The following is a 24,561-nucleotide window of genomic DNA, read 5'->3' on the forward strand; positions in this document are numbered from 1 at the left end:
TTTCTAAAGAATAGGATATGCAATATGCAGAAATTATATATCATTTATACCCTTTTTGAAAGTGAAAAAATTGCAGCTTAAGAATACATATGCAAAAGATGTTTTTAGTCTCTTTTTTCTGGGTATAAATATGAGAAGAAAATTTCCTACAGATTCTGTGGTGATTAACAAAATGTCTGAGAAGAATAAAGATTTAAACTGTAAAGCCAACAATTATGCAGCTAAAATATCAATAATATATGCAGTTGTGAGCGCAGTTTGGATTTTAGTCTCTGACATGCTAACAACAACTCTTTTTGCAAAGAAAGGGCTTTTTACTGTTTTTTCGATCATTAAAGGTTGGCTCTTTGTGCTTATCACTGCAAGCCTTTTGTATTTTATGATTCGCAAAAAAATCTATTCGCTTTACCTTTCTGAAAATAAGCTCCAAAATGCTATCGAGGAACTTCAAAAGACAAATGATGAGCTTTCCAAAACACAGGAAAAGCTTGTTGTCCAGTACAAAAAACTTGCAAAAAACCAGGAAAAGATAAAAGAGCTTGCTTACTTTGACCAGCTAACTAATCTGCCAAATAGAAATCATTTTATGCTGGTACTTGAAAAGGCTATTAAAGATGCACATTTCAAAGGCCAGCAACTTGCCCTGATATGTATCGATATAGATAATTTTGGTAAAATCAACAACACTTTGGGTCATGCAACTGGTGATGTTGTATTAAAAGAAATTGCACAAAGACTCAAAGACACAGTTGGTAATAACGGGTTTGTTGCAAGACTAACAGGAGATGAATTTGGAATAATAATTTATAATTTTCTTGATTTTAACGTCTTGAATTACTTCATCTATAAAATTTTTAATTCATTTTCAATGTCATGGGAGATAATGGAATATGACTTTTACATTACACCAAGTATGGGAGTTGCCATATATCCTTCAGATGGGCAGGATAGTGTATCCCTGTTGAAAAGTGCTGATAAAGCTTTAAACCTCGCAAAAGAAAAAGGTAAAAATACTTTTTGCTTTTACAACTTGGAAATGGATAATATACTTCAACAGAGACTTGAATTCGAATCAGACTTGAGAAAGGCGATTGAAAAAGACCAGTTCGTTTTGTATTATCAGCCTATTGTAGACCTTGAAAAAATGCAGCTATGCGGAGCAGAAGCACTCATTCGCTGGATACATCCACAAAAAGGTATAATACCACCCATGTCTTTTATCCCAATTGCTGAGCAGACAGGGCTTATATCACAAATTGGTCAATGGGTATTGGCAAAGGTCATAGCGGATTTGAAGAGCATCAGAGAAGTAACAAACCACAACTTTTATATTTCTTTCAATGCGTCCTTAAGAGAGTTTTCAAGCGCAAATTTTGTTGATAACGTACTTTATACAATTGAAGCCTTAAAAGGTGACCCAACTTCTTTGGGAATAGAGATTACCGAATCGGTTGCAATGGCAGACCCTCAAAATACCATAAAGTCGCTCAATACCTTTAAAGAAAAAGGTATTAAAGTTTTTCTTGACGACTTTGGCACAGGCTACTCTTCTTTAAACTATCTAAAACAGCTTCCCATTGACGTTGTTAAAATCGACAGAAGTTTCATAGCCAATATGAGCACTGACACTAAAGAACAAAAAATAGCCAAAAGCCTGATTAACCTTTCTCACATCTTAGATTTAAAAGTTGTGGCAGAGGGCATTGAGGATAGTCAGCAGGCTGAGATACTAAAATCTTTTGAGTGTGATTTTGGACAGGGATATTTGTTTGGAAAACCTCTTCCAAAAGACCAATTTATAGAGTTTGCAAAGAGGTTTTGAATAGTATTAAATTCTAAAGCCACAGCCACATAATTATGGCATCATCCGGTGGGTCGGAATAATAATTTTTTCTTATACCCTCCTGGACAAATCCAAAGCTCTTGTAAAGTGAGATAGCAACGTGGTTTTTGCTTCTCACCTCAAGTGTAAGACCAACCAAACCATTTTCTTTTGCATATGAAATGAGGGCAGAAAGTAAAAGTTTTCCTATTCCCTGCCCTCTTTTTTGAGGATGTACAGCAATATTTGTAATGTGCCCTTCATCTACAATATGATGCATTCCTGCAAAACCCCATACTCTGCCATCTTCTTCGTATACATAATATATTGCAGACTCATTTTGAGCCTCATACTCAAAGCTTTCTCTGCTCCATGGAACAGAAAATGATAAAACTTCTATTTCATACACCATATCTATATCCTCTTTTGTCATCCTTCTTATTGTGCCTTTTTTCATGTGTCCTGGTTCCTTTCTGCATACGATTTTTTAAGGTAAACTGGTATAAGGTCAAAATGAGAACAAATCTTGCCTTCCTGGGCAAGCTCGAAAGCCAAAATTCCAACATTTGATGCTTTTTGATACTGTAAAAACTTAGGCGAATTTCTAAACTCGGAAAAATCATAAATGTCTAAACCTTCGCCAAGCAAAACAGGGTTATACTTTTTTGCAAGTTCTTTTGCTTCTTCGATATCAAGTATCGAAGTTGGATGATATGTTTTGAGTTTGCCCTTCTCGAATCTGAAAATTCCAGTAAATACCTTTTGCGACTTTGCATCCAAAATGGGCATCAGAAAATCTGAACAAGCCCAGAAGTTGTAGCAAAGAGCCTTCAGGGTATCAACACCTATACATGGCTTTGAAGTAGCATAGCAAAAACCTTTTATTGTTGAAACACCAATTCTGAGCCCAGTAAAAGAACCAGGTCCTATTGATACCGCAAATAGGTCAACATCTTCTATTTTACTCGAGGCATTTTTTAATACCTGATCAATTAAATCGATTAACATCACAGAGTGAACAAGTTTTGTGTTAAGAACTATCTCAGAAATTACCTTGCAATCTTCCAGCAAAGCAGCGCTTGCAACCTTGCCAGACGTCTCAATCGCCAATATCTTCATCTTTTTCTATCACATCCTCAACATTTTTGTACTTTTCCCCAACACCTGTTATCAATATTTTTCGAACATCTTCATCTATCTTCTGAATCTCAACCTTTAAATATTCCTTGGGATGAAGCCTTTTTAACTTATCAGCCCACTCAATTATCACAATACCATCACCATAAAAATACTCCTCATACCCTATATCCTCAAGCTCTGTCTCTTCAATCCTGTAAATGTCAAAATGATAAACTAAAATGCCATCTTTTCCTTCATACACATGAAATATGGTAAACGTTGGACTCGAAATATCTTCAATTCCAAAAGCCTTGGCAATTCCACGTGTTAGTGCAGTCTTTCCGCTACCAAGATCACCTTCTAAGGTAACAATAGCACCTTTGAAAAGATTTTTCCCAATTTTATAACCAATCGACACTGTCTCATCATACGAATAAGACATTATCTCCTTCATTTTTCATAATTTCCCCTTTTTATTTGCGATGATATACAACTTTACCATCAATCAAGACATATTCAACCTCAGAAAATATGTCAAAAGGATGACCCTTGTATATTACAATATCAGCATCTTTGCCTTCCTTTATACTCCCAACTCTGTTATCAATTCCTAAAATCTTTGCAGGGTTTATGGTAATTGCTTTTAGAGCCTCTATCTCATCCATTCCGCTCTTGCATGCAAGCGCGCTACATAGCACAAGATATTTTTGCGGAATGACAGGATGGTCGGTCATAATAGCAACAAGAATGCCTTCTTTAGAAAGTATACCTGGATTTTTAAAATCAAGGTTTTTAAGCTCAACCTTTGACCTATCAGTAAGGTTTGGTCCAACAATGCATGGGATATTTTCTTGTTTTAGCTCATCCACAATCAAATATCCGTCTGTCACATGGTCAAGGGTGAGATTTACATCAAATTCTTTGGCAATCCTTATTGCCGTGAATATGTCATCTGCCCTGTGAGCATGTGCTTTCAGCGGAATTTCTTTTGTCAAAACCTTTATAAGACTTTCACTTTTCATATCAAACTCTGGCATATCTTTTTCCTCATCCTGCTGAGCCTCAAGTTTTTTATTTAGGTACTCTCTTGCTTTAAAAAGTGCCTCTCTTAAGATTGCAGCAGTTGCCATGCGTGTTTGAGGCATCTGATGTTTTTCGTGGTACACGCTTTTTGGATTTTCACCAAACGCAACCTTCATTGCAGCAGGTTCTTTCACAACCATTTTGTCAACTCTCTTGCCAAACGTCTTGATGACACAAAACTGCCCGCCTATCACGTTAGCGCTTCCCGGTCCTGTTGCAACACATGTAACACCACCTTCAATTGCCTCTTCAAAACTTCTGTCAAACGGATTTATAGCATCAATTGCTCTAAGGTGTGGCGTGACAGGGTCTGAGTCTTCGTTTCCATCGGCACCTTCAAACCCGACAGAGTCTTCCCACATTCCTATGTGTGAGTGCGCATCTATAAACCCTGGAAAGACAAGCCTGCCTGTTGCATCTATTACCATGCTACTATCTTCATTTATGTTTTGGTCAATCATTGCTATCTTGCCATCCTTGATAAGTATATCGCCTTTTTCAATAATTCCTTTTTCATCCATTGTATAAATTTTTGCATTTTTTATTAAGATGTCCATCGCTGCAGCTTTCCTCCTTTGAATATATTGCAAGATTATTTTGTTGCATGCATAAGATATGTCATGTCAAATTTGGGTTTTAGCGCTAAGTGCGCCTCAACAGGTTTCTGGTAAAGATATACTTTCCCATATTCTTTTGTTAAGACATAAACCTCTTCAAATCCACTTGATTTTATGAGATTTATATACTCGGATGGACTTTTTAGAGTTTTCACCTTTTCCATAAACTCTGGTCTTATGCCCAAATCAAAATCAAGTTTTAATACTTCTCCAGAAAGTTTATCAAATGTAATTTCCAGTTTTCCATTTATTATGTAGGCATTACCTATATAGAGCTTGTAACTTACAGTGTGCTGATTGTCATTTTCGAATATATAAGATTTTGCAACAACATATTTTCCAGCAAGCACCTGCATAATCTGTTCGGCTCTATCGTTTAAGACCTTAGAGTCAACCTTTTTTATTTCACCAGATGATTTTAAATCTGCCATGGCTTTTAATATGTTCCCGTACTTGTCGGCAGTTATATTTACAGTGCCAAAAAAACTTTTTTTAGTGTATGAGTATTCACCGCCTGAAGAAACACTGAATTCGGAAGCAGAAAAAGAAATACGTCTTGCCTGAGAAGAAAGGAGATTTAAAATCTTTCCAAATTTCAACTTTACATATTCAACTTGTGCTTTTTTTTGAGCATACTCAACATAGCTATTGTAATCCCGAATATTTAAAGTGTTTGTAGGTAGATTAATCTGTGGATACACCTTACCATCAACAAAGTCATAGTAGACATCCTTTAATCCAAGTATATTGTTCATTGTTGTATATTTTAAAAAAGAATCACTACTCAAAACAGGTACAACCTTTATGCTACTTAAGATTTTACCCTCTTCGTCGCCTTTTTTGCCTGCATTTTTAAAGTTAATATCTTGATGCCAGTTTATACTAAACTCTAAAAGTTCACCATTATCTTTGTTAAGTACAACCGTTGCCCAGTTTCCTAAAACCTTTTTGTCGCCTTCATATCGATTAAAAACACAAATGTAGGCGTTTGGCATTGATGCTACCTCAATCTCAACATTTCCTTTTGTGTAAGGCGCAAACTTGTATAAAGTCTTGAAAGCTTTTGGTTTTACATCGCTAATCGAAAACCTGTTAACTATATCTGAAGGAGTAAATTTTTTAAAATATACTATCGACTGGTCTTCTTTCATGTATATTTCATATTTTGATTTTGAGTCTTCAAAAAGATACTTGAACATAAAGGTATCGTCTGGTAACTTCTCGATGACAATGTTGTCTTCAACAAGCTTTGCATTTTTCAGTTCAAACATATTTTTTATATAGGTTATGTTGTCATTTTGGGTTGGTGTATTTTTGAGCGTAAAATTTCTGATTAAAAGGATTATAAACAAAATTCCAAATACAAATACTGCAATGCTTATCCCAAGCCTTTTTGTATAAATCTTTATTTTCATAACAATCGGTTTTTTAAAAACCTTCCCTCGCTTTTTCAAAGCAGATTGTTACTTTAATTGTATCATTTTGTTATTTCACCTTCAATATACGCAAAGGCATTGTGGTTGTGAATGCTCTCAATTGACTCAACAAAAACCTTATACCATTTTATTCGCCCATCTTCCTTTATTTTCAAAACAACCTCTCTCAAAAGGTCTTCAACAAAGCGAGGGTTCTGGTAAGCTCTCTCTGTTACCCATTTCTCGTCAGGTCTTTTCAAGATAGAATAAAGAGGGCATGATGCAGAAGCTTCTGCAATCTCAACAAGTTCCTCAATCCACATAAACTTCTTCATCCTCACCTCTATCGTCACATAAGCTCTCTGGTTGTGAGCTCCATACTCTGAAATTTCTTTTGAGCATGGGCACAGAGTGTGAACAGGAACAACCACACCCACTTTAAGGTCAAATTTCTGATCTTTTTCAGCTTCAAAATAACAGTCAACTTTAAGTGGTGAGAGGGTCCCTGTCACAGGTGTTCTTTTGTTGATAAAGTAGGGAAAATCAAACCTTATATAGGCTCTATCCGAAAGAAGCTTTTCTTTTATCCTATCCAACAGCTTTTCTATTTCCTTGGGTCCGACAACTTTCAGCTCATCTATCGCTTCAATGAACCTGGACATGTGAGTACCTCTGATATCACCTTTTAGCTCTGCTGCAGCGGTGATCTTTGCAATTGTTGTCTGAGTTTTGTTTTCTCTGTCCATTACAACAATTGGCCAATTTAAGTCTTTTATCCCTACTTTCTGGATGGAGATTCCTCTCTGGTCTTTTTGACTCTGAACATCAATCACTCATCTTCACCTCTGTATATAACGCTACTGTCCTCTGTCTCCCATACTTCAATTTCATAAAGCCTGCAGCCTTGCTCTTCTATCTTTCTGCTAAGTTTTTTCCATATCCATTTTGCAATGTTCTCAGCAGTAGGGTTTTCTATAATATCGTTTATATATGCATGGTCTAAGACGTCAATTACCTCATCCTGTACAATCTTCTTTAAAAGCACAAAGTCTATTACCATGTCCTGGTTATCGGGTTTGCCTTCCACTGTCACAACAAGCTTGTATGTGTGCCCGTGAAGGTTTTCACATTTTCCATTGTACTTTGTGAGATTATGCGCTGCATCAAATTTGAAGATTTTTTTGAGAAGCATAACTAATCTCCCCTTTTATAAAAGTTAACGAAAAAATTTAAGAGGCTGCTCTTCAAGACCCAAAACACAGCCTCTTTTAAAGCTCTAAGTAGAAAAGATGTGAATAAACTCTTTTGGAGTAATCATTTTTATTTCAACACTTTGTATGCCTTCATCACGGGTACCAAAATAATCCGCATGTACTCTTTTTGAACAAACTATTTGCAGGGCATCTTCCAAGTCTTTATACCCGCTCTTTAATGATTTTATTATATCACTTTTTAAAATACTCACAATATCAATTTTTTTAAACATTATGAGTAACAATTTTCTAATTTTCTCCTCTATATTTATCCACATCAGGAATTATCTTTTCTGCATCTATTATCATTACAAACCACCTCATTTATATATCACTTGCTTTCAAAATTTATTATACCACATTCTTTCCCCTATTTTCTCACCGCCTGGACTGACACTGAATTACCTGCCAAGTCCTTCACATTTGGTGATATATTTACAATGCTTCCTGCCGGAAGCGGGTTTGTGAATGTGATTTCAACAACTCTGTTATCAGAAGACTTTACAAAGCTTACAATGCTGCCGCCTGCAACGCATGAGAAGTTTTGAGCAATTAGTGTTGAAGCATCCATAGGTTCAGAAAATGTGAGTTTGACTTTTCTTGTATCCGTCGAAGAAAACTCTGCTGTGACATCAGGGGAAGTCTTTTCTGTCACAGGCTCAACAGTTTGAGCTTTTAACACAACAGAAGAATTTCCATTGCTATCTACTATTAAGTCTGGTCTTTTTATCTCCACAGTTAACTTGCTGTCTACAGTCCCTGGTTTTTTGACCTTCACATAAACTATGCCGTTTTGGATGTAAGCTGTGTAGTCAACATCAGGAATTAAAGTAATACCTCCAACCTTTAGCTCAATTCCTGCAGCCAGCACTGTGGTATTTATACCTGGCAGGGCAAAAACTGGTTCGTCAAATGTAATAGCTATTGTGTCTGATGCTGCAGAACTTCCAACAGACACGCCTGTCTGCTGCGGACAGATTCTGTCTTTGAGTAATATCGAAGGATAAAAGCTAATATCAAGTGTTGGCGGAATTACAAGGCTCTGTTCAAACTGGTCTTTTATATTCGAATTTACTGTAAATATTTTCAGCTGTTCAGCATCTTGACCAGAATCATTTGTATCAGCCATAGCGCTTGAGGTCAAAGAAATTGATGTTTTTAAAGTAATGGTCTTTTTGTCTTGAGAAATTGTATAACTTACAATTCCAAGACTGACCACTTTATCGTTGTCAGGATTTCCATTTAAACTTGAAGTCGAATATGCGTTTCTGAACATTATTGCTGCAGGGTCAAACGATGCAAAGATGTATCCATTCAAGCTTCTTATTTCAATTGTATTTTTGTCCACTGCAACAACTTCTATGTCTTGCGCAGATATCCCTCTAAAGTTTGCCGACACAGAAACTGGCATTGCTATTGTAGCATTTGCTATAAAATTGCCTGCCTTGTCAGTGAGGGTAGGAGCTGCCAATTTGTCTATCACACCACCAGATTGACTCCACTTGCCAGGCAATGTATCGTCTGCCCCTGGAATTAAAAGGGTGATTCTGTCGCCGTTTGGTGAGATATAATCAACTTTTGCACCTTTTACGCTCGAAAGTGGAATTGTTGCACTTGATGCCCCTACAAAATAACTGCTCAAATTCTTTAGTTTTTCAACATCCATAGGTTCTGAGAAAAATATGTCTATTTTGTCCACATCCGAAGAAGAATCATACTTGGCAATTGCAGCAGTTATGGTTGGTGCAAGTGTGTCTTTTGCATCTATTGCATATGTGCTACTGTCCATAACATTTTCCCTCACAGATGTATCACAGATGCCTGAAATCTTCAAAGTATATCTTCCACCATTTATTGCTGCAAGTGTTGAAAACTCAACAGCAAACATTGAGTTATCTTCTTCTTTTAACGGTTTTACTACTTTAGCCTGAGCTTCTGCTATCTGTGTACCATCTGCTGAAAGCAGAGAAAAACTTTGAACCTTACCATCAGCATTCACGTTTTCAGTAAATGTTACCTTAATTATATTCCCATCCAAAACCTCGACACTTTTGACTGCCGGTTTTGTAGTATCATCCTGAGCTTTGGATGTTACTGATACCCAATCTGATACCTTGTTGCCAAGAAGGTCTTCAACGTATCGGAACCTCACTTCAAATGAAACAAGTGCCCTGCTATCAAGCTTCAATTGTGGATTTAACTGAATGTCAATTGTTTTTTCATCTGAAAGAAGTGTTATTTTTGCGCCAATTGCATGGTTGGTACTGTCCTGTGCTTGGTAAACCTCATACTCGCCTGTTGGAATCAAACCATTTAAGCTTCTTATCTCTTCATCAAATACAAGCCTTATTCGATTGTTTGAAACAAGGTCTAAGGACACAAGCTTTGGCGGATTTTTTTCAAGTACTGTTGTAAATGTAGCTTTAAAGTCAGGAGCTTTATATCCTGCAAAGTCTTTCGCTTCTGTTATTTCAATTGTGTGAGTCCCATCAGCAAGAGGATATAAAAGTTCAATGTCAATAGCATTCTCTTGATGTTTTGGTGTAAGCTTGGCATATGCATAATTTGAATCAATTCTAATGTTTGCCCCAACCGAAGACAAATCGCATACCTTGTAAGCATTTGCCGAATCAATGTTCATAGGCTCAGAAAAGACAACCTTAAACCTTTTGCTATTGACTATCTTAAAATCCACAACCTTTGGCTGAGTTGCATCAATGATTGTTAACTCTTTTGTTATGCTTAAGCTCTGGCCTGTTTCTGAAAGAAGGTTTGAAATCTCAACCATCAGTTTGTCAGTTTGATTTAATCTGCTTGGGAAGATTATACTCACAGTTTTAAAATCGCTCGAGAGAACTTTCCTTACATCTGTAATTTCTTTGCTATTTACATAAATTTTTATCGGCAGGTTATCCTGCTGGCTCTTTGAAATCGACTTTGTAAACTTCAAATCCACTTTCTTTAAACTCTCTATTTTGATATCCTCTGCAAAGGAAAAAGGCATTGTCTTTGCCACAAACTTTAAAGTTGTAGCTTGCCCTTTGTAAAAAAGCGTGTACTCTTTCCCTTCTTGCTGTGCAGATGTTTTTATCTCAACAACCTTTTTGCTTGAGTCTGCAAACTTCGCATCCACAACAGAAAGTCCACCATCAAACGAAAAGTCAGATTTAACAATTGAAGAAAGCTCCTTATCAAATGTTACCTTTAAAGTTTGCGGGTCAATTATTTCAAGCCCGACAGGCTTTGCAGCTTTTAAGCTTTCGTTCAAAAACGCATTGTAAAGTATAGCTGCTGTCTGGCCTCTTGTGACAAGCTTTCCTATCTCAATTTCGGATTCTATTCCATAAAAAATATTCATCGAATATGCTTTCTGGATATAGTTTAGTGGCCACTTGCCTTTGAGCTCCGACTCCTTCACACCAAGTGCCCTTACAACTATGGCAGTTAACTCTTCAACTTTTAAATACTGTTCTGGCTTGAAAGTCCCATCTGTATACCCTGAAATCAATCCTATTGCTTTTGCTGCTTCTATGTAGCCAAGTCCCCAGTAATCTGTCTTCACATCTTTAAAAGAAGATTTTTTTTGATTTGCATAAAAATCAGCTAAAGGCTTTTTGCCAAGCAGCATGATAATCATTTTAGAAATCTCTGAACGTTTGAGAGGTTTGTCAAGATTCAAATTTCCTTTTGTGTCACCTGTCATTATTCCTTTTTGCTTTAAAACCTGTGCCGCCTGCTGATAGTAAGAAAGGTTTTGAGAAAATGAAGTATTTACCAAAAAGCTTAACAGAAAACTCAGGAGGCTCAAAAAAACAAAAATTCTCTTACCCCATTTTTTTAACATTGCTGTTCTCTCCTTTGTTCAATATTTGTATTCCTTCACAGCATTTATATAAGATATTATATCATGTTTTTTGGAAAATGTTTAGAAAAAGGAAGATAAAAAAGACTGCCGTGCAGGAAAAAATTGGGTTTTGTCCTCCACGGCAGTCTTGTATGTTTTTTTATTCCTCTTTTTTCTCTTCAATGAAATCCTTTAATTTTTTTAGCACCTTTTTTTCAAGCCGTGAAATGTACATCTGTGAAACGTTCATCTCCTCTGCAATTTCCTTTTGAGTCTTTTCTTCAAAAAACCGCTTTTGAACAAACTCTCTCTCAAAAGGTGAAAGCCTTTCAATTGCCTTCTTTACAGCTTCAACATTTTCTACCTGCAAGATGTTCTCATCGCTCTTGCCAAGAACATCTCCAAGCGTCATCTCTTCATCCTCATACATGGTCTGGTCCAAAGACTGGGGAAGATAGTTGTTAGATGCTTCCATTACCTCTAAGACTTCTTCTGTGCTCATGTTAAGATGACGAGCAATCTCTTCTACCTTCGGCGGTCTTTTTAATTTTGTAGAAAGCACCTCTGTTGCAAGTTTTATCTTGGCAGAGGTTTCATAGATTCTTCTTGGTAGTCTGATTATTGAAGCTCTATCCCTGAAATATCTTTTTATCTCTCCCATTATGGTTGGGGTCGCAAAACTTGTGAATTTATAACCTTTGTTGGGTTCAAATCTCTCAACAGCATTTATAAGTGCAATGCATGCAACCTGATAAAGGTCTTCATAGTCTATTCCTCTTCCAACAAACTTTTTTGCTATAATCTCGGCTATATAAAGGTGCTTGTTTACAAGTTCATTTCTAAGTTCAATAGCCTTGGTTCTCTGATACTCTTCGAAGAGTCTATCTATTTTTTCAACATCAATCTCTAATGTCCTTTTTTCATCAACCATCAAATCAGACCCCTCGATGATATTTTTTTAGTTTCACAATATGACCGTCTTCAGTTTTTTCAAACTCAGCTTCATCAATCAAGGTTTGAAGAATCATCTTTGCAAGTTCGTTGTCTGTTAGCTCACCATTGGGCACATCAATTCTTATGTCCAAATACTCACTTGCAATGTTAAACTCTACAGATATTTTTCCTTTTAGCTTTTCTATCTCAAAAAGGTTAAAAACCTCTGATATGGCCATTTTCAAATCTTCTATTGTCTCAAAATCAAAGCCTGCTCGCGCTGCTATCCCAGATAGTGTTAGCCTTACTACCATAATATATTCAGCTTTGGGCGGAATTGTTAACATAATTTGGTCCATATTTGACTTTTGCCCCCTCATTCAATTCTAAACACCTTGTCAAGCCCGGTGATAGTGAAAACCTTCTTCACGTTGGGTTTTAAGTTCTTAAGAACAATGTTTGTGCCTTTTTGCTTTGATTTTTTCAAAGCGCCTACAAATACACCAAGCCCGGTTGAGTCTATATAGCTTACATCGTTCATATCAATAATAACGTCATTTGATGATGTATCAATCAATGAATAGAGCTTGTCTTTCAAAGTTGGTGAAGAAAATATGTCAAGCTCTCCTTTAAGCTCTATCACAACACCATTTTCAGAAATCCTCTCTTTTAAATCAAGGTTCATAACAAAAACCTCCGTAAACATTTTTGTATATCTTATTATATCATTTTAAACTCTACTTTTCCAACCAGTATATTTTGTTTTCATAAATGTAAATATATACTGGAATAAAAAGTTCTCCTGTTTTCTTATATACAATATCAATATCAGATGGATCTACGTCTTTGAGGTTGTATCTTTTCTCAAACTCTTTTGCCGCCGTTTTTGCATCTATTATTTTCACACTTTTTAATTTTGAAAAGCTTTTAAGATAAATCTTACCACCAATAACATCTGCACTGCTTGAATAATCTATATAACTATCTGCATCAAATATCCTGTATCCGTCAAAGTAAATGGCAATCTCTGCTCTGTAGCCATCCTGCTTAGGAAAGACAGAAATTTTGTAATCCTTTATACCAAGTTTTTGTAAAATAAGGTCGGTCTTATCATAAACGCTCTTAAAAACATTTTCCTGCGCTTTAAGTTCTGAGAATCGGTAAATTGACACTTGAGTATCGCTTTTGGCTAACTCAAAATTAAAATAACCATCATAGACATGAGCCTGAACAATATTTTGTGGAGTAAAATACACTTTTTCATACACATTAGATGACACAACGCTTGATAAAATATCTAAAACATGTTCTTCGTCTATTTTTAGATCTTCTTCTCTCAAAACATAAACACTTTCCAACACATTCTCTTCTTGCGCTTTTACTACCATATCTTGCTTCTCTTTTTCAACTTCTTTACTCTGTTTTGTGACAATTACGGATGTGTCTGAGCTTTCGTTTTTAGAATTTGACTCAGAAGCCTTCTTGATACTCTGTTTTGTTTTATTTTTCACATCACTTTTAACAATTTTTTTGCTCGAAGTATTCGGCAAAGAGCTACTGACAGCTGAAACTTTCTTGCTTGATATATTTTTGTTTCCATTTATAGTAGAACTTGATTTTTTTGTAATGTCAGAAGATTTTTCAGACTCTGACTTTGTTGAAGATGATGTTACAAACGCCCTTTTGTTGCCACTGCTGCTCTTATGAGCATCATTTGAACTTTGTTTTTTCTTTGTGCTCTGCGTCTGACTTTTCTTAGGAACATCACTATCTTGCGAAGTTTTCTGCTGGGTAGAAAGATTGCTATTTTTGCTATTGTTATCATTTTGCTCGGTCTCTTGTCTTGTACTTGTATCCTGCTGCTGGAAAACTCTTTCCATCTCCGTCTTTACAAACGAAGTGTCCTGAACATTTAATCTCATCAAATCAAGTTTTAAAGCCCCAAAAGCAACAATGGCTAAAACTATACATGCTGCAACCACTGTTGATATTCTCAAGAGAAATCTTCCTTTTTTTCTCTTATCATATTCTTTTAATAGCAAATCTTTTAATTCCTGTTTAAACTCTTTCCGATACTCCACTTTAAAAGCCTCTTCAAAAATTCTGTCAAGTTTTTCATCATTCACTTTCATGCACCTCTTTTAAAAGCATTTCTTTGAGCGAATGCATTGCTCTGAAAAATAGGGCTCTTACAGCTACATCCGATTTGTTTTTTACCTTTGCAATCTCGTGAAATTTCATATTCGCGCCATACCGCAGAATCACAACTTCCTGCTGGTCTTTTGTAAGCCTTTTAAGTGCATTTTTAATTATATCTTTCTCAACTTTATCTAAAAGCTCATCCTCCGGATTTTTCAGCCATGAACTGTCCGAAATTTTCTCAATATCAACAAACTCTTTTTTGTTCCTGTAATAGTCATTTACAACATTCTGGGCAATACGGAATATCCATGCTGAAAAAGAACCATTTTCTTTCCATTCAAACCTGTCAAGTGACCTTAGCACTTTTATAAAGGTCTCGCTGGTCAGGTCTTCTGTAATTGGATGGTTGAATGTTCTGTAGTATATGTAAGAGTAAATCTTGTCAAAATACATCTCATATAACTTTTCAAAGTATTTCTTATCCTTCTTTGCCCTTTCCACCAATTCTCTCTCATCCATTGTCTACTTTTAATCCCCTCTTGCTTATTTTTTATCACACACCTAAATTTTACTATATTTATTATAACGCGAAAAGCAAAAATTTCGTTTCGTTACCAAAATAACTTGTTTGCTCGTATAATAATAAAGACCAAAAGATGGTGGGTGCACACATTTTAGAATGAATATATATCAGTTCTTTGTGGTAATTTTGTCACTTAACATCGACGCACTTTTCTTTGGAGTTGCATTTGGTACAAAAGGAATTAAAATCTTGACAAAGTCAAAATTGATAATCTTTTTTACATCTACGATCATTACCACAGTTTCGTTTTTCATGGGAAAATGGTTCGGGAAATTTCTTGAACCACAACTTTCTTCGCACTTGGGTGCTGTTTTTATGATAATAATCGGTATAGCACTTGTAATTAGAACACTGATTGAGAAGAAGAACAACACCCCTCTACCTAAGACACTTGTTAGTTTTTCATTGAAATCGCTCGGACTAACGGTAAAAGTAATAAAAGAACCGCTGCTGTCTGACTTTGACAGCTCAGGCACAATAGAACCGGTAGAAGCATTCCTGGTTGCTCTTGCGCTTTCGTTTGACGGTCTTTCAGCTTCATTCTCATTGGGTCTTTCAAACCTTGCAAATATAGAGCAAATACTTCTCATACCAGTCTTTCAATTTATAGCTATCTCTGCAGGAAATGTCTTTGCCTACTTTTTTAAGACCTTCAGAAAATCCCTTATTGCCAATTACATCCCAGGAATTGTTCTAATTGTTCTTGGAATTTACAATCTATTTTAAAAAAGACAAAGAGGCTGAAAAGTCCTGTGCATACCAAGACTACAGCCTCTTTGCTTTTTACTATTCTTTTGCAAGCCTGTAAATAGCATTTGCATAGATTTTGCTGCACAGTATGAGCCTGTCTATAAGGATATACTCATCTTTTTGGTGGGCAACCTCTTCATCACCCGGCATATTTGGACCAAAAGCAACCACATTTTTTGCCCACCTTGCGTATGTTCCACCGCCAATCACAAGCGGCTGTGTATCGTCATTTGTAAATTCTCTGTAAACCTCAAGCAAGGTCCTGATTAAAAAGTGGTCAGCTTCAAAATAAAGAGGGGGAACGTTTGTCACCAAACGATATTCAATATTATAATCCTGCAGCACTTCCTTTACTTTATTTTCTATCTCCTCATATGAGGTGTCAACTGGATAGCGAACATTTATTGTAAGGACAAGTCTGCCTTTTTCTTTGCGTATCATCCCGACATTTAACACAAGCTTGCCTGACTTTTCATCCTCAAACCCAATTGAAAGTTTCTCGCCAAACACGTCAAACCCAATGTGAGTATTATAAAAGTCAATAAATCTTCTAAACTCATCCTCTTTTGTCCAAAGCTCATCTAAAATATCAAACATGTACGATATAGCATTTTCGCCTTTGAAAGGCAGGCTCCCGTGTGCAGATACTCCCTTTGTAACTATAAAGGTCTTACCAGCTTCTTCAAAAACCTCTGCCTTATCATTCAGCCCTTTTTTTGCAATAATTTCTTTGGCCTTTTGGACATCAAAACTGCCTTCGAACCTGCACCTGTCAGGCACCATGTTGGGTCGCTGTCCGCCCTCAATCTCAAAGGTATCTTTCACATCTTTTGCAAGCTCAAACACCAAAAAACCTTTTTCACCTTGAATGACAGGAAAATCCGCATCTGGGGTAAAACCAACAGTTGGATATTTTGCTCTTTCAAAATAATACTGAAGACACTTAGAGCCACCCTCTTCGTTTGTACCAAAAACAAACCTTAGCTTTCTTTTAAGAGAAATCTTCCCTTCCTGGGCAAGCTTTTTAACCACATACATGCCATAAAGAGCTGCCACAGTTGGACCTTTGTCATCAACCGCACCACGTCCAAAAATCTTACCGTCCTTTACAACGCCTTCATAAGGCGGTACACTCCACCCTTCCCCTTCGGGTACAACATCCAGATGACCTATCACGCACACATCCTCATCCTGATTCCCATATACTGCCTCAAGCGCATATCCGTCATAGTTCTTTGTTTCAAATCCCAAGTTTTTGCAAAGATTTTCACACGTAAGCAGAGCATCGTTTATTCCCTTGCCAAAGGGCATATTAGGTGCAGGCATATCCTCAACGCTCCTGATTTTTATAAGCTGCAAAGTAGTATTTATTATTTCATCTTTTAAACTTTCAATTTCTTTGTCTATCAGCGTCTTTACATCATCCACTTTTTGTCATCTCCTCCCTTTGGTCTAAATAGTTTAAAACTCCTTTCAATATTGAGTATGAAAGCCAGTCCTGATACTCCTGGCTTTGGAGCAAAGATAGTTCCATCTTGTTTGACATAAAACCACATTCCACCAATATGGCAGGAATTTTGAGGTTTTTTAGGATATACACATCTATTGGTTTTGGCTGTCGTCTGTTTACAAGTCCATTTGGCATATATCTTAGCTCATTTTGGACAAACAAAGCAACTTTTTTCGCCTCCTCATTTGATTTATCATAAAACACCTGCGCACCAAAGTACTTGCTCACAGGAAAGCTGTTTAAATGAATGGAGATAAAAACTTGAGGATTGTTTTCTAACACAATCTCTTTTCTCTTTTTCAGGTCATGCGACTTTTTGTCGTGCTCGCTCAAATCATCTTCTGTTGAGCGCGTAAGAACCACTCTAAATCCGAACATCTCAAAATACTCTTTCAGCTTTCTTGCAATCTGAAGGTTTATCACAGACTCTTTTATATTGCCGCTCACTGCCCCCGGGTCAAACCCACCATGCCCAGGGTCAATAACAACAAGATTTTTTGCTTGACAATTATTTTCACTAAATATCTCAGCAACTTTGAACATATTGGTATTTACGAACAAAAAAGCTGTTAAAGCTACAAAAGCTAAAAATGCTGTGCAAACTGAAAATAGCTTTACTTTTTTATTTTTCAAGCCTTTTATTCCTTCCTTTATCTTTATCTCCCATTTCATAATTAAATTTTATGCTTATCCTCTTCTTCTTTATCATTCTGCAAAAATTCTTTTATTGTCTTTGCAAAAAGAACTGGCGTGAGGGATATAACAATTACCAAACACAAGCTTAAATAAAATCCTGTAGAAAACGGTCTTAAGATATTTTCACCAAGATAAGCATACAAAAAACATGCAGGTACTGTTCCAATAAAGGTGGCAAGTATAAAGTCTCTGTACCTTATCTTTGAAAGACCACATATATAGTTTATAGCATCATAAGGAAGGATTGGCACAAGCCTCAAAAGTAGTATGATTAAAAAACCTTTCTCAGCTATCTTCTTGCCCACATTAGAAAACTTTGTGTTTTTTAGCTTTTTTTGTACATAGTCTTTACCAAAATACCTTGCAAACACAAAACCAATGGTAGATGAAAGAAGAGTCCCCACAATTAGAATAAGTGCTCCAAACAATGTGCCAAACGAAAGTCCTGCTGCCAACATAAATACTCCTGCCGGGATAAAGATTATAAACGATTTTACTGAGTATAGTATTAAAAACACAAGCGGTGCCCAAACCCCAAAATGGGAGATATACTGTTTGATATACTTAGGGTTTAGTTGATGCTGTTTCTCAGCATATACAAGAGCAAATATGGAAAGTACCATGATAAAGATGAATATCCACAGTTTTATTTTATCTTTTATCCTTATTTCTTCAACCATTTTACCTCTCTTCACCTTCTTGGCTATCGTTCTCAAACATCATACTTTCAACAAAAAATTGGTTGAAATCTTGAGAGTTTGAAAGCTCAATGTATTTTACTTTCCTGCCAATCTCCTGTGCCTCAAGCGCTATTTTGCGGTTCAGAAGCACAAGCACAGCACCTGCACCTGCACTGTTTCCAACAGGAATTATCTTGTTTTGCAATTTCTTTGGAATGATACCAATTTCAATGGCTGACCATGGATTTATGTAATTTCCAAACCCACCTGCTAAATATATATTTTCGATGTCATCTTCTGTAATTTTTGCATGTTCAATCATTGTCTTTATCCCAGCTGAGATTGCTGCCTTTGCAAGCTGAATCTCTCTTATGTCTTTCTGAGTTATATAGACTGAGTCGGTTATGAAAAAGGCTTGTTGACCGTTTACTTCTTTCATGTATGATTTATAAGCATCATTTTTATCGCAAAACCTGCCAGTTTCATCTATTATACCTTCTTTCAGCATATAAGCAATGGCATCCACTACTCCAGAACCACAAATTCCAACTGGCTGCTTTGCTCCTATTGTGGTAAAATGCACTTTGCCATTTTCTATTTTAACACTGTCAATTGCACCTTCCACCGCGCCCATCCCGCACGAGATGTTAACACCTTCAAATGCAGGCCCTGCGGCAGTTGAGCATGCAAGCATAAAGTTACTGTTGCCAAGCACCATCTCACCGTTTGTCCCAAGGTCCAAAAGAAGAGAAACCTTGGAGCTTTTGTGCATCTGGGTTGAGAGTATTCCCGCAACAATATCTGCTCCAACATATGCTGAGATGCTGTTTAAAATCTCAATGGTACCGGCTGGATTTATTTCAAGCCCCAAGTCATTCGGTTTTGCGCAAATACTTTCAGTAAAAACTGGCACAAAAGGGGAAACTGCAATTGTCTGAGGGTCAACTCCCAAGAGAAGGTGTAGCATTGTTGGGTTCCCAACAAAAACCATGCGATAGATATCATCTTTTGAAATAGAGTTTTTATCAGCAAGAATTTGTATAGCTGTATTTAGCTCTTTTATAATCTCGTTTTGAAGGATAAAAACTCCTTCTTCTTTTTCTCTTGCAAAATCTATTCGGGAAATAACATCGGCACCAAATTTCTTCTGAGGATTTACAAACGAATAAAAATCTACAACCTTACCTTCAGCCAGATCGACAAGGTAGCACACAACGGTGGTTGTCCCAATATCCACAGCAAGGCCAAATGCCAAGGAACAGTTTTTCACATCCACAACCTCATCTGAATATACAACTGCATAAAACTCCTGGTCCTTTAGTCTTGCAAGCTTTTGCAAAGTTCTTGGCAAAACTTTTAGATTGCAATCACCAATTATTTCTTTTAGCCTCAACTCAAAGCTCTTCTGGTCGTCTAAAGAAGGTTTCTGTAAAACCACTTTTTCTACAATTATATTTTCTTCATACTCAAAATCATTCACGGCAAAATGTGAAAGTATATTTGCCCTCTCAGAGGATTTTTCTAAAAACACATCTAAATCTTCGCAAACCTCTACTTTACATGCAAGCCGAACACCTCTTGATATCTCATCTTCTCTCAGGTGTCTTTTTTCTTCTGGCGTAAGATTTTCCAAGTAGGGTTTTTGACCTTTTTTGACTCTCACCTTGCACTTTCCACATACGCCTTTCCCACCACAGCTTGCTTCAATGTCAAATGAGTTTCTTTGTAGGATATCCAGAAGATTTGAGTTTTTTTCTACTTCTATCTCTGCCACAGCTTCATTTTTCGCATAAACTTTTACAACTGGCATTTTATACACTTTCACTCCTTTTTGACAAAAAGAGATTTTCTCTTATCTTTTTAATTGCACCTGTCTCATACACTGCTTTCAAAAACACAACCAAAAGCGGACCTATCACAAATCCCCATGCGCCAAACACTTCAACACCTGCATAGATAGAGACAAGTGTTGTAAAGGTCGAAATTCCCACCTGGCTCGCAACAATCTTGATAGATGCAAACTCACGAATACCTAAAATTATTAGATATACAATCAAAAGTTTTATTCCAAATTTTGTATCTCCAGCTATGAAACTGCCAACTATCCATGGAAGTAAAATAATTCCTGAGCCTACAATTGGAATTATGCTCAAAAGGCCCAAAAGAAGGCTTATTACTAAAAAATAAGGTGCTTTTATTATTGAAAGCCCTATTATGCCTGTTAGGAACATTAAAATTGCCAGAATTATCTGAGACTTTGCATAGTCTACAACAGAGTCTATAACTTTAAAAATAACTGAAGAAAGTTCTCTGTAAAGCTGGACTGAAAAATTTTGAATTAGCCATGCCCTCATTTTGTGTCTGTCGCGCATAAAGAAAAAGGCTGATAGCACAGAAAAAAACCACACTGTGATTCCTTTTAAAGTTGCTGGTATTACTTTTATCACTTTCAAACTCATTGTAGCAATCTGATTGAGGACATTTGTGAGCTCATCAACACCAGATTGAATGAAATTCACAATAGGTCCCGGCAGCCCTGAATATATATTTTTTACGCTTGCAAAGAGCTTGTCTAAAGCCTGGTAAATCTTGTCATAATCAATATTTTGAAGGCTTGTAACTAAACTCATGCACTCATTTACAAGAATATATATGCCCTCTGCAAGCATAAAACCAAGTATTATGTTCAAAACAATCAGTATAAGAATTGCAGAGATTGTCCTGCTTACCTTTCTTTTTTCCAAGTATTTTAAAAGCGGTTCAGACACCTCTGCAATAAAAAGTCCAATAATAACCGGAATGAAAGCTTTTATCACAAACCTCACAAAAAGGTCAAATGTCTTGATTAAATATGCACATGAAAAGATAAATGCGCTAATTAGGATAACATAAATCATAGCAACCACAAACCGGTTTTTTGTAAACTCCCTCATCATGGCAAATAATACCCCTTTGTAATTTTTAGACCAATCTCTTTGTTATCAAAATATCCTTTCAAAGCTTTCTCCATTTCTTTTTTATTCATGCCTGTAAAGTCAAACCTCAACACATCAGCCGGCACATCTTTGTCGTTTATATACAAAAATGCAGGGTTTAAAATTTCATTTTTCCCACACTGAGTTTTTATGAGTTTCAAAAGCTCACCGTTTCTGTCTTGCAAATATTCTCCCTTTTCGAAAAATTTAAGCCTGTTTACCATCAGAGGAATTCTACCAAAGACAATTACTTCTATCTCACTTTCTTGTGCGTTTTTGTAAATTTCTATAATTCTTGTTTTAGATAGCTCAACCGAAAGACAGATTCTTTTACCACCAAGTAGTTCTAAAAATTTTAATGAAACAGAATTTGTAGTGTTTAAGCTAAAATCAAAATAAATTTCAAAGTTGTGCTTGAAAATCTCGTACTGTCCAAGGTTCCTTACCAAAACCTTCTTTATACCCTTTTCTTTTATCTTCTCAACTTCAACCCTTTTCAAATCTTCATCGTGTGTTATTCTGTCAAGATAAGCAACCATGTTGTCATATGGGCTCAAATCGAAAATCATATTGTAAGGCACGTATATTTCATAGTTCGAAAGATTTAGCGCCTCACACCACTTTTTGAGCTTTTCAAGTTGCCAAAGTGAATCTACCATGAAAGAAAACCTGTAACTCTTATTAAATGACCTTACACGACCATCTCCAAGATACCTTGAAATTTCAACATCTTGTTTTAGACTTCTCTTGCAAGAGTTAATTATCTTTTGAGAAAGCTTTTCAATCAATACCTTTCTCAGCCTGTTTAGCTCTGAAACCTTCACAAAACAGCCATCTTCAATATGCGCATCAAAATTTCCCATCTCAAAAATTGTTCCACCCAGTTTTGAAAAGCTGCTGATTACAGCAGCAGATGTAACCTTTTTCTCTTTTGCCTGCTGAACAACTTCCCCCTCTTCTTCTACCTCAAATCCATCACACAGTGCTAAAGCTTTTATCCTTTTCCCTTTTTCTATCCATACCTTGAAATCGACCTTCCTAAACTTTTTCTCCATCTTCGGCTCTTTTTCTATCTCTTTTTCATGTTCTTTACTTCTTACAATAAACACCTGACCCTGTGAAAATTCTTTCAATCTCTTTTTTCTCTCAAAATCAACTTTCACCTCAAATCTTTTGTCATCTTTCTTAATAATATTGTTATTTATTTCAAGAAGAATCTCTTCAAAATTTTTGTTTCTAAAAGAAATTACATCGCCGTTTGAAAGGTTATATGAAGTCTGCAAAAAAAGTTTTTCATTTTCAAAATAAAATTTTCCAATAAAAAGACCTGTATTGTTAGGCGCTTTCTTAAAGATTATGCTGTCTATATCAGCATTTTCTAAATATCCAGTGCTGAAGTTCCCTCTGTTGAAAACAAGCAAGAGTTTTTGCCTATCAGCGCTGTCGATTGTTATTTTGCCTTTCTCGTAATACATATCAATATATTTTCTATAGATTGAGCTCACAGTGTACACATAATATTGGTCCTTTAATCTTCCCTCTATCTTGAAAGAGTCAACTCCTGCTTCGATTAGCTTATCTATGTTTTCCAAAAGACAAATGTCCTTTGGTGAAAGAAGATATCCTTCATCAATTTCTTTTTTCTCCTTATCTAAAAGCTTATAATAAAGCCTGCAAGGCTGGGCACACTGCCCTCTGTTGCCACTTCTTTTGAAAATTATGCTTGAAAAAAGACACTGACCAGAATATGAAATACACAAAGCTCCATGCACAAAAACCTCAAGTTCAATACTGCTTTGCTGTCTTATGTTCTTTATCTCATCCAAAGAAAGCTCTCTTGAGAGTATAACTCTCTTTACTCCTAAGCCTTCCAAAAACTTTACCTGAGCCAAGTTATGAACTGTCATCTGTGTACTTGCATGAACAGGCATACCTGGAAACTCTTTTAAAATAATAAAGAGTAGACCCAAATCCTGCACAATTACAGCATCAATTCCTTCCTTGTATGCATATTCTATAAGATTTACAGCTTTGTGCATCTCATCATTGTAAATCAGGGTGTTTATTGCAAGATATATCTTTTTTCCTCTCTCATGACAAAAATCTATAGCTTTTTTGAGATCATCTTCTGAAAAGTTCTTTGCATATGCTCTTGCTGAAAACTCTTTTGCACCAACATACACACTGTCAGCTCCAGCTTTTATGGCTGCAATGAGCTCTTCAAACCCGCCTGCTGGTGATAATAGCTCTACCTTTTTCATTCTTCTTTGTCATCCCTCTGCGTTCCTATTTTGAAGTATTTTAAAATGCTGCTATAAATCTGTTCAATTGACTCAATAGCAAAGATTTCTTTTTTATTCCCATATGCTAAAAAAGGTACTTTATTTTTTGTATGTGTCTTTGTCGATAAATCTTCTATGTTACCGTGGTCAGATGTCACAACAAGGCAAGCATCCTCTGGAAGATCTTCAATTAAGCTGATTATAAACGCATCTAAAAGTTTTAAAAGCTCTAAAGCTTTTTCCATATCACATGAGTGTCCTATGATGTCCGTTTTAAAATGTTCAAACAGAACAAAATCATTTTTTTGTAGCACATTCAAAAGATTTTCAGCTGCCTTTTCAGGTGAAAAAACTGGTACTTTATATCCACTTTCAATTAAAACGTGGTTTGTGATGTCAAAATATACCCCTTCAGATTTCAAAAGGTCTTCCACTGTTTTGAACCTTATGCCTGCCGTCAAAGCCATATAACTTGTCACAGACATCTTAAAATTCTTGTCATTTAATAGCTTTTGCAAATACTCGTTTCTGTAAACATTTGCAAAGTCTACTTTCAAACCGTGCCGGGAAAGAGTAGTAAAGATATTTTGTTTGTCAATTATTTTCTTGAGGCTTGGTGTAATCTGCCCGTTGATATGAAACCCTACCTCTTTTGCTGCGTTTATGCCTGAATAGATTGTAACCTGGCCTGTGGCACTTTGCGGTAGACCTTCAACGCCAAGCGTTGCGTCCAAAAACAGGACATTGCCTTCTTTTAAAAATATGTCGTATGTTTTTGGATGATAATAAAAAAAGGGGTTAACTTCACTTTTCTCCCCTTTTCCAACACCGTCCAAAAATACAAAAAGCATTTTCAT

23 protein-coding genes are annotated in these 24,561 nt (G+C 36.2%); 2 read left to right on the plus strand and 21 right to left on the minus strand.

Annotation, left to right across the window (positions count from 1 at the left end; all coding sequences use genetic code 11):
* Positions 1-172 precede the first annotated feature (172 nt).
* The gene (locus tag CALHY_RS11220) at positions 173-1,822 is read left to right on the plus strand and encodes an EAL domain-containing protein (protein WP_041723456.1); all 1,650 of its coding nucleotides are present in this window, start codon (positions 173-175) and stop codon (positions 1,820-1,822) included.
* A 13-nt stretch (positions 1,823-1,835) separates the two neighbouring features.
* Here the strand turns inward: CALHY_RS11220 and rimI are convergent, their stop codons facing one another.
* From rimI to CALHY_RS11290, 14 genes are all read right to left on the minus strand, one after another.
* On the minus strand, positions 1,836-2,279 hold the full coding sequence (rimI, locus tag CALHY_RS11225; RefSeq protein ID WP_013404067.1) for a ribosomal protein S18-alanine N-acetyltransferase: 444 nt from the start codon (positions 2,277-2,279) through the stop codon (positions 1,836-1,838).
* Positions 2,276-2,941 carry a tRNA (adenosine(37)-N6)-threonylcarbamoyltransferase complex dimerization subunit type 1 TsaB gene (gene tsaB / locus CALHY_RS11230; RefSeq protein ID WP_013404068.1) on the minus strand — a complete coding sequence of 222 codons (666 nt, stop codon included), beginning with the start codon at positions 2,939-2,941 and terminating at the stop codon, positions 2,276-2,278. The genes rimI and tsaB overlap by 4 nt, the downstream gene beginning before the upstream one ends.
* The gene (gene tsaE / locus CALHY_RS11235) at positions 2,922-3,395 is read right to left on the minus strand and encodes a tRNA (adenosine(37)-N6)-threonylcarbamoyltransferase complex ATPase subunit type 1 TsaE (protein ID WP_013404069.1); all 474 of its coding nucleotides are present in this window, start codon (positions 3,393-3,395) and stop codon (positions 2,922-2,924) included. Before tsaE ends, tsaB begins: the two co-directional genes overlap by 20 nt.
* A 19-nt stretch (positions 3,396-3,414) precedes the next feature.
* Complete coding sequence (locus tag CALHY_RS11240) at positions 3,415-4,581, minus strand: amidohydrolase (protein ID WP_013404070.1); 1,167 nt, start codon at positions 4,579-4,581, stop codon at positions 3,415-3,417.
* Between the two features lie 35 nt (positions 4,582-4,616).
* Positions 4,617-6,056, minus strand: a complete 1,440-nt coding sequence (locus tag CALHY_RS11245) for a TMEM106 family protein (protein ID WP_041723459.1) — start codon at positions 6,054-6,056, stop codon at positions 4,617-4,619.
* 62 nt (positions 6,057-6,118) lie between these two features.
* Positions 6,119-6,889, minus strand: coding sequence for a GTP cyclohydrolase FolE2 (folE2, locus tag CALHY_RS11250; RefSeq protein WP_013404072.1), 771 nt, complete (start codon positions 6,887-6,889; stop codon positions 6,119-6,121).
* Complete coding sequence (queD, locus tag CALHY_RS11255) at positions 6,886-7,248, minus strand: 6-carboxytetrahydropterin synthase QueD (RefSeq protein ID WP_013404073.1); 363 nt, start codon at positions 7,246-7,248, stop codon at positions 6,886-6,888. The genes folE2 and queD overlap by 4 nt, the downstream gene beginning before the upstream one ends.
* 84 nt (positions 7,249-7,332) lie before the next feature.
* Positions 7,333-7,587, minus strand: coding sequence for a hypothetical protein (locus tag CALHY_RS11260; RefSeq protein ID WP_013404074.1), 255 nt, complete (start codon positions 7,585-7,587; stop codon positions 7,333-7,335).
* A gap of 92 nt (positions 7,588-7,679) precedes the next feature.
* Positions 7,680-11,153, minus strand: coding sequence for an Ig-like domain-containing protein (locus tag CALHY_RS11265; protein WP_013404075.1), 3,474 nt, complete (start codon positions 11,151-11,153; stop codon positions 7,680-7,682).
* Between the two features lie 160 nt (positions 11,154-11,313).
* The gene (locus CALHY_RS11270; RefSeq protein WP_013404076.1) at positions 11,314-12,084 is read right to left on the minus strand and encodes a SigB/SigF/SigG family RNA polymerase sigma factor; all 771 of its coding nucleotides are present in this window, start codon (positions 12,082-12,084) and stop codon (positions 11,314-11,316) included.
* Positions 12,085-12,088: 4 nt separating this feature from the next.
* On the minus strand, positions 12,089-12,445 hold the full coding sequence (locus tag CALHY_RS11275; protein WP_013404077.1) for an ATP-binding protein: 357 nt from the start codon (positions 12,443-12,445) through the stop codon (positions 12,089-12,091).
* 17 nt (positions 12,446-12,462) lie between these two features.
* Positions 12,463-12,771, minus strand: a complete 309-nt coding sequence (locus CALHY_RS11280) for an STAS domain-containing protein (RefSeq protein WP_013404078.1) — start codon at positions 12,769-12,771, stop codon at positions 12,463-12,465.
* A 52-nt stretch (positions 12,772-12,823) separates the two neighbouring features.
* Complete coding sequence (locus CALHY_RS11285) at positions 12,824-14,212, minus strand: hypothetical protein (protein ID WP_013404079.1); 1,389 nt, start codon at positions 14,210-14,212, stop codon at positions 12,824-12,826.
* Positions 14,205-14,747, minus strand: coding sequence for a sigma-70 family RNA polymerase sigma factor (locus CALHY_RS11290; RefSeq protein WP_013404080.1), 543 nt, complete (start codon positions 14,745-14,747; stop codon positions 14,205-14,207). The genes CALHY_RS11285 and CALHY_RS11290 overlap by 8 nt, the downstream gene beginning before the upstream one ends.
* Before the next feature lie 160 nt (positions 14,748-14,907).
* Here CALHY_RS11290 and CALHY_RS11295 point away from each other — a divergent pair, with 160 nt between their 5' ends.
* The gene (locus CALHY_RS11295) at positions 14,908-15,537 is read left to right on the plus strand and encodes a manganese efflux pump (RefSeq protein WP_013404081.1); all 630 of its coding nucleotides are present in this window, start codon (positions 14,908-14,910) and stop codon (positions 15,535-15,537) included.
* 60 nt (positions 15,538-15,597) lie between these two features.
* Here the strand turns inward: CALHY_RS11295 and pepV are convergent, their stop codons facing one another.
* Genes pepV through CALHY_RS11330 form a run of 7 tightly spaced genes read right to left on the minus strand, consistent with a single transcriptional unit; the run spans position 15,598 to position 24,561 of the window.
* Positions 15,598-16,989, minus strand: coding sequence for a dipeptidase PepV (gene pepV / locus CALHY_RS11300; protein ID WP_013404082.1), 1,392 nt, complete (start codon positions 16,987-16,989; stop codon positions 15,598-15,600).
* Positions 16,982-17,743: an N-acetylmuramoyl-L-alanine amidase gene (locus CALHY_RS11305; protein ID WP_013404083.1), complete on the minus strand. Its 762-nt coding sequence runs from the start codon at positions 17,741-17,743 to the stop codon at positions 16,982-16,984. The genes pepV and CALHY_RS11305 overlap by 8 nt, the downstream gene beginning before the upstream one ends.
* Before the next feature lie 2 nt (positions 17,744-17,745).
* Positions 17,746-18,447 (minus strand): TVP38/TMEM64 family protein, encoded by a 702-nt coding sequence (locus CALHY_RS11310; protein WP_013404084.1) that lies wholly within the window; start codon positions 18,445-18,447, stop codon positions 17,746-17,748.
* A gap of 1 nt (position 18,448) precedes the next feature.
* Entirely contained in the window at positions 18,449-20,257 is a 1,809-nt protein-coding gene (locus CALHY_RS11315; protein ID WP_013404085.1) for an ASKHA domain-containing protein, read from the minus strand.
* A gap of 1 nt (position 20,258) precedes the next feature.
* Positions 20,259-21,380: a sporulation integral membrane protein YtvI gene (ytvI, locus tag CALHY_RS11320; protein WP_013404086.1), complete on the minus strand. Its 1,122-nt coding sequence runs from the start codon at positions 21,378-21,380 to the stop codon at positions 20,259-20,261.
* Entirely contained in the window at positions 21,380-23,683 is a 2,304-nt protein-coding gene (locus tag CALHY_RS11325; protein ID WP_013404087.1) for a peptidase U32 family protein, read from the minus strand. Before CALHY_RS11325 ends, ytvI begins: the two co-directional genes overlap by 1 nt.
* Positions 23,680-24,561 carry an alkaline phosphatase family protein gene (locus tag CALHY_RS11330; protein ID WP_041723203.1) on the minus strand — a complete coding sequence of 294 codons (882 nt, stop codon included), beginning with the start codon at positions 24,559-24,561 and terminating at the stop codon, positions 23,680-23,682. Before CALHY_RS11330 ends, CALHY_RS11325 begins: the two co-directional genes overlap by 4 nt.

This window comes from Caldicellulosiruptor hydrothermalis 108, assembly GCF_000166355.1.
GTDB lineage: Bacteria > Bacillota > Thermoanaerobacteria > Caldicellulosiruptorales > Caldicellulosiruptoraceae > Caldicellulosiruptor > Caldicellulosiruptor hydrothermalis.

Bases quoted from the DNA above. Each gene is read 5' to 3' on its own strand.
- CALHY_RS11220 (WP_041723456.1), top strand. From the start codon at position 173: ATGTCTGAGAAGAATAAAGATTTAAACTGTAAAGCCAACAATTATGCA.
- rimI (WP_013404067.1), bottom strand. From the start codon at position 2,279: ATGAAAAAAGGCACAATAAGAAGGATGACAAAAGAGGATATAGATATG.
- tsaB (WP_013404068.1), bottom strand. From the start codon at position 2,941: ATGAAGATATTGGCGATTGAGACGTCTGGCAAGGTTGCAAGCGCTGCT.
- tsaE (WP_013404069.1), bottom strand. From the start codon at position 3,395: ATGAAGGAGATAATGTCTTATTCGTATGATGAGACAGTGTCGATTGGT.
- CALHY_RS11240 (WP_013404070.1), bottom strand. From the start codon at position 4,581: ATGGACATCTTAATAAAAAATGCAAAAATTTATACAATGGATGAAAAA.
- CALHY_RS11245 (WP_041723459.1), bottom strand. From the start codon at position 6,056: ATGAAAATAAAGATTTATACAAAAAGGCTTGGGATAAGCATTGCAGTA.
- queD (WP_013404073.1), bottom strand. From the start codon at position 7,248: ATGCTTCTCAAAAAAATCTTCAAATTTGATGCAGCGCATAATCTCACA.
- CALHY_RS11260 (WP_013404074.1), bottom strand. From the start codon at position 7,587: ATGTGGATAAATATAGAGGAGAAAATTAGAAAATTGTTACTCATAATG.
- CALHY_RS11265 (WP_013404075.1), bottom strand. From the start codon at position 11,153: ATGTTAAAAAAATGGGGTAAGAGAATTTTTGTTTTTTTGAGCCTCCTG.
- CALHY_RS11270 (WP_013404076.1), bottom strand. From the start codon at position 12,084: ATGGTTGATGAAAAAAGGACATTAGAGATTGATGTTGAAAAAATAGAT.
- CALHY_RS11275 (WP_013404077.1), bottom strand. From the start codon at position 12,445: ATGGACCAAATTATGTTAACAATTCCGCCCAAAGCTGAATATATTATG.
- CALHY_RS11280 (WP_013404078.1), bottom strand. From the start codon at position 12,771: ATGAACCTTGATTTAAAAGAGAGGATTTCTGAAAATGGTGTTGTGATA.
- CALHY_RS11290 (WP_013404080.1), bottom strand. From the start codon at position 14,747: ATGGATGAGAGAGAATTGGTGGAAAGGGCAAAGAAGGATAAGAAATAC.
- CALHY_RS11295 (WP_013404081.1), top strand. From the start codon at position 14,908: ATGAATATATATCAGTTCTTTGTGGTAATTTTGTCACTTAACATCGAC.
- CALHY_RS11305 (WP_013404083.1), bottom strand. From the start codon at position 17,743: ATGAAATGGGAGATAAAGATAAAGGAAGGAATAAAAGGCTTGAAAAAT.
- CALHY_RS11310 (WP_013404084.1), bottom strand. From the start codon at position 18,447: ATGGTTGAAGAAATAAGGATAAAAGATAAAATAAAACTGTGGATATTC.
- CALHY_RS11315 (WP_013404085.1), bottom strand. From the start codon at position 20,257: ATGCCAGTTGTAAAAGTTTATGCGAAAAATGAAGCTGTGGCAGAGATA.
- ytvI (WP_013404086.1), bottom strand. From the start codon at position 21,380: ATGAGGGAGTTTACAAAAAACCGGTTTGTGGTTGCTATGATTTATGTT.
- CALHY_RS11325 (WP_013404087.1), bottom strand. From the start codon at position 23,683: ATGAAAAAGGTAGAGCTATTATCACCAGCAGGCGGGTTTGAAGAGCTC.
- CALHY_RS11330 (WP_041723203.1), bottom strand. From the start codon at position 24,561: ATGAAAATGCTTTTTGTATTTTTGGACGGTGTTGGAAAAGGGGAGAAA.